Source organism: Lysobacter sp. TAB13 (genome assembly GCF_052113885.1).
Classification (GTDB): domain Bacteria; phylum Pseudomonadota; class Gammaproteobacteria; order Xanthomonadales; family Xanthomonadaceae; genus Lysobacter; species Lysobacter gummosus.
Genome location: NZ_JBFRDR010000271.1, coordinates 1 through 413, shown reverse-complemented (window position 1 = coordinate 413; position 413 = coordinate 1). Strand labels below are relative to the sequence as shown.

Annotated in this window: 1 protein-coding gene; it reads right to left on the bottom strand. The window is 64.9% G+C overall.

What is annotated here, in order from left to right; genetic code table 11:
- Positions 1-413: hypothetical protein (locus AB4Y92_RS26130; RefSeq protein WP_441822268.1), on the bottom strand; the 413-nt coding region annotated here is incomplete at both ends.

Sequence of the window (413 nt, the reverse complement as noted above, 5' to 3'; positions counted from 1 at the left end):
CATAGAGTCCGAGAAGCTGGGCATTGTCATAAAGCATCTTCTCGAAATGCGGCACGAGCCAGCGCTCGTCGACCGAGTATCGGGCAAAGCCGCCGCCGAGGTGATCGTGAATGCCGCCACGCGCCATGCGTTCCAGGGTGCGGGTCGCCGGCAGGAGCGTGGTCGCATTCCCAGTGCGGCTGCCGTGACGCCAAAGCAGCTCGGTCAGGCCAGGGTTGGGGAATTTCGGTGCGCCGCGCAGCCCACCATGATGCGGATCGAAGGATTGGGCGATCTCGCTGGCGATCGGGTCGAGGCCAGGTTCGTATTGGGCTTCTGCCCTGGCCGCGGTCTCACTCTGCTGGAGTGCAGCCTTGATCGCGGAGGCATTGCGCGCGATCCGCTCGGGCTCCTGTGCATGGATGGCCGCGATC